Annotated in this window: 8 protein-coding genes; 2 read left to right on the top strand and 6 right to left on the bottom strand. The window is 38.7% G+C overall.

What is annotated here, in order from left to right; all coding sequences use genetic code 11:
- The 4 genes from CWB66_RS03935 to fabB all read right to left on the bottom strand — a co-directional run.
- Nucleotides 1-1,545: FimV/HubP family polar landmark protein (locus CWB66_RS03935; RefSeq protein ID WP_289508496.1), on the bottom strand; the 1,545-nt coding region annotated here is incomplete at its 3' end.
- Nucleotides 1,546-1,889: 344 nt separating this feature from the next.
- Nucleotides 1,890-2,906 carry an aspartate-semialdehyde dehydrogenase gene (locus tag CWB66_RS03930; RefSeq protein ID WP_077537381.1) on the bottom strand — a complete coding sequence of 339 codons (1,017 nt, stop codon included), beginning with the start codon at nt 2,904-2,906 and terminating at the stop codon, nt 1,890-1,892.
- A 47-nt stretch (nt 2,907-2,953) separates the two neighbouring features.
- The gene (locus tag CWB66_RS03925) at nt 2,954-4,075 is read right to left on the bottom strand and encodes a 4-phosphoerythronate dehydrogenase (protein WP_138584407.1); all 1,122 of its coding nucleotides are present in this window, start codon (nt 4,073-4,075) and stop codon (nt 2,954-2,956) included.
- A 109-nt stretch (nt 4,076-4,184) separates the two neighbouring features.
- Complete coding sequence (gene fabB, locus CWB66_RS03920; protein ID WP_077537379.1) at nt 4,185-5,396, bottom strand: beta-ketoacyl-ACP synthase I; 1,212 nt, start codon at nt 5,394-5,396, stop codon at nt 4,185-4,187.
- A 178-nt stretch (nt 5,397-5,574) separates the two neighbouring features.
- On the opposite strand from fabB, the gene mnmC reads away from it, so the two are divergent.
- Nucleotides 5,575-7,584, top strand: a complete 2,010-nt coding sequence (gene mnmC / locus CWB66_RS03915) for a bifunctional tRNA (5-methylaminomethyl-2-thiouridine)(34)-methyltransferase MnmC2/FAD-dependent 5-carboxymethylaminomethyl-2-thiouridine(34) oxidoreductase MnmC1 (RefSeq protein ID WP_138584406.1) — start codon at nt 5,575-5,577, stop codon at nt 7,582-7,584.
- A gap of 121 nt (nt 7,585-7,705) precedes the next feature.
- Here mnmC and CWB66_RS22200 read toward each other — a convergent pair whose 3' ends face one another.
- Nucleotides 7,706-7,852 (bottom strand): hypothetical protein, encoded by a 147-nt coding sequence (locus tag CWB66_RS22200; protein ID WP_171037459.1) that lies wholly within the window; start codon nt 7,850-7,852, stop codon nt 7,706-7,708.
- Nucleotides 7,853-7,950: 98 nt separating this feature from the next.
- A complete protein-coding gene (locus tag CWB66_RS03910) occupies nt 7,951-8,871 on the bottom strand; it encodes a 2-hydroxyacid dehydrogenase (RefSeq protein WP_077537377.1) in 921 nt (306 codons plus the stop codon).
- Nucleotides 8,872-9,033: 162 nt separating this feature from the next.
- Here CWB66_RS03910 and olsF point away from each other — a divergent pair, with 162 nt between their 5' ends.
- Nucleotides 9,034-10,746, top strand: coding sequence for a bifunctional ornithine lipid synthase OlsF (gene olsF / locus CWB66_RS03905; protein ID WP_138584405.1), 1,713 nt, complete (start codon nt 9,034-9,036; stop codon nt 10,744-10,746).
- The last annotated feature ends 109 nt before the right edge of the window (nt 10,747-10,855 follow it).

Here is a 10,855-nt window from a genome sequence, read left to right as displayed (position 1 = left end):
ATCCGTCGCTTCATCAATTAAGCTATCGATATCGTCTAAATCAAAGTCGTCATTTTCTTTCACAACCGAATCAGTTGCAGCTTCAGAGCCCACATTTGTCTGTTCTAATAAATCATCAATATCAAAGTCATCATCACCGGCAAGCTCTTCACTAAATGCTGCTATTTCATCATGAGAATCTAAACTATCATCGTCTTCTATCCCACTTGGCTGTGCATCAAATTCAGATGAGCTTACATCCTCGTCAAATAAGCTATCTAGCTCATCACTACTTAAAATATCGTCATTATTAGATGGTTGTGAAGCTAAATCTAAATCAATGTCTTCTTCTAAGCTGTCATCCGATGGGCTGTCAAAACCTTGTTGCATGAAAATATCAAGTTCATCATCCCCTGTATTTTCATCATCAAAAACAATGTCATCACTTAATAAACTTTCAAGGTCACCTTGATCAAGTAGGCTATCCTGATCTGTAAAATCATCTAAATTATCATCTAATGAATCATCAAATGCGGTATCTTCACCAGATAAAAGCTCATTCTCTAAGCTATCATCTAGCTGAACACTTAAATCATCGAGTGGATCAGGCACTTCCGACCCATTATCTGTATCAGTGTCTAAGTTATCATTACTGCTATAGCTTGGTGATTGTGGTAAAAAGTCATCATCTGATTCTGTATCGGCCTCGTTATTGGCTCTTTTTCGCAAAAACATAACCACTGCAAAAATAACGAGTAGGCCTGGAATAAACATTAATAAACCAAGTACAAGCGGGTTAGATAATAATGTTCCAGTGTCAGCTTCGGTTTCTGGCACAACTTCGTTTAATTTCTGCTGAGCCAGGACTTCATTTTGTTTAGCTATTAATTCTTTGAGTTGTAATTGAATCTCACTGTCTTGCCCTAGCTGTAGGCGAACACTTTCAAGTTCTTTAGAGATGCCCGTTAGCTGTTTTTTTAGATTATTATTTTCAACGAGAATTTCTTCTACATTACTTACAGAACTTTTAAACTGTTGTTGTAGTTCAACTAATTTAGTTGCCTGTTCTGTTTTAATCTCTTTTATTTCTTTTTGTAATTCTTTTTTTGCATCATCTACATCAACTTTTCGAGCTTGAGTTACCTTAGTTTGTGCAGAGTTAATTTCTGTTTGCGTAAGCGTGCCATTTTTCTTTTTCTCCCATAACGCATCGTCTTGCTCAGAGCGCTGCTTAGCAAGTTGTGTGTTTACATTTCTAATTTCAGCTAGAGTAGGGATTTTTAGGTAAGCACCACTTTGCATGTGGTTTAGGTTTTGTTCTAAGAATGAGTTGGGGTTTTTGTTATACAAAGCCTGCATCACTTGATAGATGCTGACAGAGTTATCAGGACGAACTTTAGCTGCTATACGCCAAAGAGTATCCGTTGGTTTAATTGGCCCAATAGATCGCTCTTGCGCACCATAGTCAACGCCTTTAGGCCCCTTTAACTGGGTACTGTCTTGAGAGTAAATAGGCGTTACTATCAATGCAGACGCTAATAAAATAAGTGTAGCTAAACCGCGCATGCTGATCCTTTAATGTTTAAATGTTAACGTTGTACCAAAAAAGTTGGCGCATAAACATTGATTATTCTTGCTGCTATCAGCCAAATAACTGACTCATATTTGTTATTACAATCTATTTTTGCTGCAAGCTCTATTCCAATTACAAACTATAAACCAGTTGAGGCGTAATATCCATCGCAACACATTGAAAATAAATGTCTAAAAACATCATTGTAGTATAAATTTATTGAGGTTTATCAGTAGCTTTATATGTTTAACAGCACAAGTGGCAAAAAAGTGGCGGGTTTGATGTGTTAAAAGCGGCAAACAACTGTGGTTTACCGCTTAATTTGCTTACTCAAAAATTATAAGTAATTGGCAATAAGTTCTTCAGCGATCTGTACACTGTTAGTTGCAGCGCCTTTACGCGTGTTGTCACTTACAACCCACATGTTCAACCCATGAGGATGAGAAATATCAGCGCGTAATCGGCCTATATAAACAGTATCGTTACCACTAGCGTCAGAAACAGCTGTTGGGTAATCACCTTCATCATCGATTAGCTCAACACCTGGCGCATCTTTTAATAACTGCTTAACGTGCTCAAAGTCGTAAGGCATGCGTGTTTCAATATTAATTGATTCAGAATGTCCAAAAAATACAGGAACACGTACGCACGTAGGATTAATGGCAATAGTTGTGTCACCCAAAATTTTATGAGTTTCGTTCACCATTTTCATTTCTTCACGTGTATAGCCGTTCTCTTCAAAGCTATCAATTTGAGGTATCACGTTAAATGCTATTTGCTTTGGAAATACTTTATTATCCATAGGGCGTGCATTCATTAAATTTGCTGTTTGCTTTGCAAGTTCGTCAACCGCTTCTTTACCTGCGCCTGATACAGCTTGGTAAGTAGATACATTAATGCGGTCAATTCCGTATGCATCATAGATTGGTTTTAGTGCTAACATCATTTGAATCGTTGAGCAGTTAGGGTTCGCAATAATATTGCGATTTCTAAAATCAGCTAGGCTTGAAGCGTTAACCTCGGGCACTACTAATGGGATTTCAAAATCATTTCTAAAGTGCGATGTATTATCTATTACAATACACCCCGCATCAGCAGCAATCGGTGCATACTTTTCAGATACACTGCCACCTGCAGAAAACAAACCTATATGCGCTTGGCTAAAATCAAAGCCTTCAACGTCAAGTACTTCAATGGTCTCACCACGAAACTTTATGTCTTCACCCGCGCTGCGGCTGCTAGCAAGTAAAAAAAGCTGATCAACTGGAAACTTACGATCCGCTAGCGTTTCAATGATTTGACGGCCTACTAAACCAGTAGCGCCAAGTACGGCAACGTTATATTTTTGCGACATATTTCTTCCTCTATAAACGATATTAAAATAACACCGTTAGTTAATAATTATTTAGCTATGGTAAAACCAAGTTGGCTAAGTGCAGCAAGTTGTGGGCTCTCACCTTGTAGCGATAAAGTACTAAACTCTCGTCTTATTGGATAATTTTTGCGTAAACTATCAAAACCATCATTTTCTAAATGACGCAGTAAGATTCCATCATCACGACGAACGTCATAAATTAAGTGCACCAAACGGGCAATGTCTTGCTCATTAAAATGTTGCGTAATCGTTGCGTTCGTAATAACTGGCAAGGGTAAAAAGTCATCAAGCGATTTACTTGCCTCTACGCTTTTGAGTTCACACAATTTTTGATACAGCATTTGTGTACCTCGTGCTTTTCCTTCCAGCGTATGCCCTGCAATATGCACACTGGCATAACGAACATGCTCTAGTAATTCAGTTAAAATATTGGGTTCTTTTTCCCATACATCAAGCACTAAATCTAGATCAGCTCCGGCTTGCATTACCTCAAGCAATGCTTGATTATCAATTACATCGCCTCGGCTTGCATTAATTAGCGTAAGCCCTGGTTTAAGTGCTTTTAAGCGGGCTTTATTCATCATATGCAGTGTTTTATGTTCGCCACTTTTAACTAGCGGAACATGAAAAGTTACAATATCTGATTGCGCTAATAGCTCATCAAGCGTTACATGATTTTCTAATAAACCTTGCTCATACTTGATTGGATCGCACAAAATTACGTCTACATTTAATGCTTTTAATTTTTGCGCTAAACAGTTGCCGATATTACCTACACCCACTATACCAATAGTTTGGCCGCTTAATGGGCGCGCATTCTCTTGGCTTAGAGCAAATAAACTGCTAATGACATACTCTGCTACGGCAATAGCATTACAACCAGGCGCACTGCTAAAAGCAATATTTTTATTATTCAGTAATTGCGTATCAATATGGTCAATGCCAATTGTAGCAGTGCCCACAAAGCTTAATTTATTTGCCTGTGCTAATAGTTCATGATTAACACGAGTCACTGAACGAGTAAGTAATACATCTACATCTACGAGCTGTTCAGGGGTCAATTTACGACCATCAAAACGCTCAACCTCACCAAAGTCTGCAAAGTACTGCTCAACTAAAGGCATATTTTGATCGGCAAGAATTTTCATTACTGCATCCGTTTAGCTTTTGAGGCCTCCATTGTAACGAACAACCTAGGCTTTACACAAACTAAAAAGCCGAGCAATGCTCGGCTTCAAGGTATTTAGTAAAAACTAATTAACCTTTATATTTGCTCATTACTAAAGTGGCGTTTGTACCACCAAAGCCAAAGCTATTAGACATTACAGTATTTAGCTCAACGTCACGACGTTCAGTAATAATATCTAACCCTGCTGCTTGCTCGTCTAACTCATCAATATTAATGGAAGGCGCAACAAAGCTGTGCTCTAACATCAATAAAGAGAAAATAGCTTCATGAACACCAGCAGCACCAAGGGCGTGCCCCGTCATTGCTTTTGTTGCACTGATCATTGGCGACTTACCACCAAACACTTCTTGAATCGCACCTAGCTCTTTAACATCACCAACAGGAGTAGATGTACCGTGCGTATTTAAGTAATCAATGCTGTCTACATTTTGCATAGCTTGGCGCATACAACGTGCTGCACCTTCACCTGATGGAGCAACCATGTCGTAGCCATCTGATGTTGCACCGTAACCAACAATTTCGCCGTAAATATGCGCGCCACGTGCAAGTGCATGTTCTAGTTCTTCAACAACAACGATACCGCCGCCGCCAGAGATAACAAAACCATCGCGATTTGCATCATATGTGCGAGAGGCTTTTTCGGGTGTTTCATTGTACTTAGTAGAAAGTGCGCCCATAGCGTCAAATTCCATTGCCAGTGTCCAATGCAGCTCTTCACCGCCACCAGCAAATACCACGTCTTGCTTACCAAGCTGAATTTGCTCTACTGCATTACCAATACAATGCGCAGAAGTAGCACATGCAGAACTAATCGAATAGTTAACACCTTTAATTTTAAATGGTGTTGCTAAACAAGCCGATGTTGTACTTGCCATAGTACGCGGCACCATATAAGGACCAACTCGTTTTACGCCTTTTTCGCGTAAAATATCAGCCGCTTCTACTTGCCATTTAGACGAGCCGCCGCCAGAGCCAACAATAATACCCGTGCGTTCATTCGATACTTGCTCGTCAGATAAACCTGAATCTTCAATTGCTTGCGTCATCGAAATATAAGAGTAAGCAGCAGCATCGCCCATAAAGCGCATCGCTTTACGGTCAACATGTTCTTTAACGTCAATATCAATTTTGCCCGATACGTTACTGCGTAACTTATAATCGGCAAATTCTTGGTTAAAAGCGATACCGCTCTTACCTGCTTTTAACGATTCTAGTACTTCTTCTTTATTGTTACCGATACTTGATACAACACCGATACCTGTAATTACAGCTCTTCTCATGGGTAATTCCCTTAGCTTAATACTCAATTGCATTCTATTTTACGCGAATTTAGTCATCTAAGTGGTCAGCTTTCTAGCGTACACTTGTACTCTGAACCGCTAGCTTATAAATAACGCCAGACTATTTCAAAGAAAACCCGTAAAATAATTAAAAAATAGACTCTATAAATTTAAACTCATGATTAAAAACGCACATATACACTTTAATGATTTAGGCACACCTTTCGCTAATGACTTCAGTGATATTTATTTTTCTAATGACGATGGTTTAGCTGAATCACATTATGTGTTTTATGAGAAAAATAATATAGATGCACGATTACAAAATCATGACCAACCACATTTTGTTATAGCCGAAACCGGTTTTGGTACTGGCTTAAACTTTTTAAATACATGGCAACGCTTTACTGACCATCTTGCACGTCAACAAGTTCAAAATCAATTAGATAAAGATGTTAAACGCTTACACTTTATTTCATTTGAAAAATACCCTCTGCAAATAAATGATCTAAACCAAGCACTAAAAGCATGGCCTTCGCTAAGCTCATTTAGCGATCAATTAATAAAACGCTACCCAATTAACTTAGCAGGATGCCATAGGCTAGAGTTTGAAAAAGGCCGTGTAATACTCGATTTATATTTTGGCGATGCGCTTGAATCAATAAATGCAATGAGTTTTTCGCAAACGGGCATTGTAGATGCTTGGTATTTAGATGGCTTTGCGCCAAGTAAAAACCCTGATATGTGGCAACAAAATTTATTTGACTCGATGGCTAATATTTCAAGAGCGAATGCAACTTTATCAACATTTACTGCAGCTGGCTTTGTTCGTCGAGGTTTAATTGAAGCCGGTTTCAACACAACAAAAACCAACGGGTTTGGTCAAAAAAGGGATATGCTTATTGGCCAATTTGAGTGCGTAAATGATGCTCAATCAGCTCCTGCATATTTTCATCAAGATAGCAGCGCTTTAAAAAATGTAGCTGTTATTGGCGGTGGTATTGCCAGTAGCTGCATTTTATATAGTTTGGCTAAGCGCGGTATAGTAAGCCAGTTATTTTGCCAAGATGAACAACCCGCAATGGGGGCATCACACAATGTACAAGGTGCTATTTACCCTCACCTACAAGCTAAAAACTCGCCGCACAGTGAATTGTTTGCACATAGCTTTTTATACGCAAAGCGCATATATAGCGAATTACTCACTAATGGTTTTAGTTTTGATCATGATTGGTGTGGCGTACTACAGCATGCAGTCAAACAACCTCTCGCCGATAAGCATGAGAATTTAGCACAAAAGCAACTGTGGCCAACCCAGTTAATGCGTAATGTGACCGCTGAGCAAGGCGATGAAATAGCCGGTGTAACGACAGGTTATTCAGGCGTGTTTTTTGAACAAGGTGGCTGGGTAAATCCCCCACAGTTGGTCAATGCCATGCTAAACGCAGCAAATAGCTTAACGCCATTTAAAAGTACATTTAACTGCGATATTAAACAGCTTAAAAAAACCGAGGATGGCTGGTTTTTATTAACCAATACAGAGCAGCTAGGCCCCTTTAGCGATATCATTATTTGTGCTGGTGAACACAGTGATGCATTTGAGCAAACAAAAGCATTGCCAATTGTAGGCGTACGAGGTCAAGTTTCGCACGTTCAGGCCAGTGAACAGTCAAACAAACTTAAAACAGTGCTATGCCATAAAGGCTATTTTACCCCTGCTTATTTAGATCATCACTGTATGGGGGCCACATTTGAAAAAAACACTAAAAGCCGTCAAGTTACAGCCCATGACAATCAATTAAATCAAGAGCAGCTTCTTAATTTTTATAAGCAAAGTGAGTTTGCAACAACACTCGGTAGTATCACATCAGCAAAAGCTGCCGTACGCTGCACGTTTATTGACCACCTACCAATGACAGGGCAATGGTGCGAGCAAAGCGATTACACACAGGCTTTTGCTAATTTACGCTTGGGCAAGCGTTATCAATATGAACCACTAAAAAAACCACAGCAAGGTTTGCATATTTTTACAGGATTTGGGGCACGTGCTTTATGCAGCGCACCGTTAAGTGCTGAACATCTTATCAGTTGCTTAAATAATGAGCCTCGCCCATTAAGCGAACGTGTCAGTCAGGCTATTCATCCAGCTCGGTTTATAGTACGTGATTTAATTCGTAATAAAATTTAGTTATTGTATGCAAACAACAATATCCGCTTGCGCGTTATACTATTTTTACAGGTTTATATGATGAAGGTGAGTAAGAAGAATTACTTTAAAATAACTCTTCTGGCAACACATTTTTTGGGGATTAATTATACTCAGCTAATGCGATGCTATCATTTATATCTGCAGAAATTTCTTGTGCATTTGCCTGATTGAACCACGCAGAAACACCTAAAATAATGATAGAGATTATAATTAAGCTTAATTTAACACCGCTTTGTTTTGATTTCATAATACCCCATTTATAATTTTTATTAGTAAGAATAGCTTCCAACACTAATGAAAATTACATGTGTTAACAAGCTGTTTTTTTAACTATTTGGTTATAACTTAATAACCCTTCTTTCTATTTACTTGGTTATTAAGCTTAGCTCCCTTTATGAATAGTTCAATATTATCGGCTATTTGCTCTGTAACACTGTTTAAATCTGACAATGCTGCACAATGTGGCGTTAACGTGATTTTAGGGTGCTGCCAAAATGGATGCTCATCATTTAGCGGTTCTTGGTCAAAAACATCAAGCGTAGCCGCACGTAACATTTCATTATCTAATGCACTTAATAAGTCTTGTTCAACAACGTGTTGTCCTCGCGCTACATTTATTACAACAGCATGTGCTGGCAGCTTAGCTATTAATTCATGATTAATAATACCTGAGGTCATCTTTGTAAGTGGCAGTAAACATACTAGGTAATCGGTATTTTTAAGCATTTCATCAAGTCCGTGCTGGGTACAATGTATGTTTACATCAGCATCCTCCTTGTGACTTTGTGCCCATGCACTTACATCAAACCCATTTTTAATTAGTTTTTTAGCGCATGCTTTGCCAAGCTCCCCGTAGCCGAGTATACCAACGTGTTTATAATTATAGGCACGCTTTGGTTTCCAGCTTTGCTGGCTTTGCTTAATAAAATAGTCTTTTAAACGTAATTTTTGCGCTAGTACATGGGTAAGTACATATTCGGCCATATCCTCAGCGAGTTGTTCATCAACAATGCGTACAACATTAATATGCTCTGGCAACTGCGTTAAATCAATGCTATCAACTCCAGCACCAAATGATGAAACAACTTTTAAATTTGGTAATTGCGCCCACATTGCCTGAGGTGCTTTCCAAGCAAGTACAAAATCTACGTCATTCAAATTTTGGCATTCTGGCCATTGCTCAATACGCAATGTTGGTAAACGAGCTTGCAACTGCGCCATTAATTTTGTGTTATCCCGCCCTGTAATCGCAATTAATACCGACATACATCCCCCAATAAAATTGTTGATCAAATGAATATGCGCCTAATTATGCCTTTGCTTTGTCTTATTCGCACTTCAAAAAGTCACACAATTGCAAAGTAATTGTCACACCCTTTTTTTACTCTATCTCAAAGGCAAATATACCAATGCGTTTTAGAGGTTAATATGATTAGTATTGATAAAGTAATAGCAGCAAACTTACCGCAACTAAAAAACTCACCAAAAGTAACCGGTTTAGTAAAAAAAGGACTTGGATACTTATTACATGAGCAAGAATTTGTTGCATTTGGTGATGCCTACCCTCACTTACAAGGATTAGAGTTTGTAGAGCAGGTACTTGACGAACTTGATTTTGACACCCGCTACAAACCAAAACAGATTGAGCATATACCTAATGAGGGTAAATTGGTTATTGTTGCAAATCATCCAATTGGATCGCTAGATGCATTGGCGTTAATTAAGGTCCTTTCAACGGTGAGGCAAGACTTAAAGGTCGTGGCGAACCGTATGTTAATGTCAGTCACTCCCATGCATGAACTCTTATTACCCGTTGATAACTTATCCGGAATGACTAAAAAAATAGAACTGCATAATATTCATCAACACCTAAAGAGTGAAGGAGCATTATTAATATTCCCTGCAGGCGAAGTGTCGCGTTTGAGCCCGACCGGAATAAAAGACTGTAAATGGAACAGCGGCTTTTTACGTATGGCGAAAAAAGCTAACTGCCCTATTTTACCTGTATTTATTAAAGCTAAAAATAGCCCTCTATTTTATGGCACTTCAATGATCTACAAACCTCTAGCAAGCCTATTGTTAGTCAAAGAAATGTTTAAGCAACGTCAAAAATCTTTAGAGTTTGAAATTGGTGCTTCTATTCCTCCTGAGTCTTATTTAATAGAAAACCTAAAAGACAAAGAAGTAGTAAACCTTATCCGAAAACAACTTTACAGGCTTACCAGTAAAAAACCTCTGCCGCTAAAAACACAAATGCCTATTGCAGTCCCTGAGTGCAGAAAAGAGCTCAAAAAAGCAATTGATCAATGCCAACTACTTGGTAAAACACAAGACGGTATGCATATACACCTTTATCAATATATAGGTAGTTCGCCGGTTTTTAGAGAGTTGGGTCGCCTTAGAGAAATCGCATTTAGAGCGGTAGGTGAAGGCAGCGGAAAACGCCGTGATATAGATAAGTTTGATATGGATTATCAACACCTTGTGCTATGGGATCCTTCCCAGCTAGAGTTAGTCGGTGCCTACCGTTTAGCTTGCGCAGCAGACATAATCAAAAAGCACGGACGAGAAGGCCTCTATACCGCTAGCTTGTTTACTTATACCGATGCAATGGCGCCCTATTTGCAACAAGGAATTGAATTAGGTCGCAGTTTTGTCCAACCTAAATATTGGGGGCGTAAAAGCCTTGATTATTTATGGTATGGGATTGGCGCTTTTGTAAAAAACTACCCACAATACCGTTATTTATTTGGCGCGGTGACCGTCTCTAATGCCTTACCCGAACAAGCTAAAGCGATGTTGGTTTATTACTATCAGCATTATTATAAGAGCAATCAAATACTTGCTACGCCAAATAACGAATTTAAACTAAGTGATCAACAACTAACACAATGCCAAACCGTATTTACGGACAGCGATATAAAAGAAGACTTTGTAGAACTTAAACATGTACTTGCCAACATGGGCGCGCAAGTTCCTACGCTATTTAAACAATATACAGAGCTCTGTACGCCTGGCGGGGTGCAATTTTTAAGCTTTAGTATCGACCCTGATTTTAATAATTGCATTGATGGTTTAGTGTTAGTCGATCTTGAAAATGTAAAAGAAAATAAAGCAAAACGCTATCTAGGAAAAGAATAGGCCCTATCGCTTTTAATACCAATTCGCTTAATTAAATACTCTATTTTGAGGGAGTAAAACTATGTCGCTAACAAAGAAAATTTTTGTTATTTAATTATTCTCGGCAATT

Origin of the sequence: Pseudoalteromonas sp. S558, from assembly GCF_005886635.1 — a bacterium.
Taxonomy (GTDB): domain Bacteria; phylum Pseudomonadota; class Gammaproteobacteria; order Enterobacterales; family Alteromonadaceae; genus Pseudoalteromonas; species Pseudoalteromonas aliena.
This window is presented reverse-complemented; position numbering and strand designations above follow the sequence as displayed.

Bases quoted from the DNA above. Each gene is read 5' to 3' on its own strand.
- CWB66_RS03930 (WP_077537381.1), bottom strand. From the start codon at position 2,906: ATGTCGCAAAAATATAACGTTGCCGTACTTGGCGCTACTGGTTTAGTA.
- CWB66_RS03925 (WP_138584407.1), bottom strand. From the start codon at position 4,075: ATGAAAATTCTTGCCGATCAAAATATGCCTTTAGTTGAGCAGTACTTT.
- fabB (WP_077537379.1), bottom strand. From the start codon at position 5,396: ATGAGAAGAGCTGTAATTACAGGTATCGGTGTTGTATCAAGTATCGGT.
- mnmC (WP_138584406.1), top strand. From the start codon at position 5,575: ATGATTAAAAACGCACATATACACTTTAATGATTTAGGCACACCTTTC.
- CWB66_RS22200 (WP_171037459.1), bottom strand. From the start codon at position 7,852: ATGAAATCAAAACAAAGCGGTGTTAAATTAAGCTTAATTATAATCTCT.
- CWB66_RS03910 (WP_077537377.1), bottom strand. From the start codon at position 8,871: ATGTCGGTATTAATTGCGATTACAGGGCGGGATAACACAAAATTAATG.
- olsF (WP_138584405.1), top strand. From the start codon at position 9,034: ATGATTAGTATTGATAAAGTAATAGCAGCAAACTTACCGCAACTAAAA.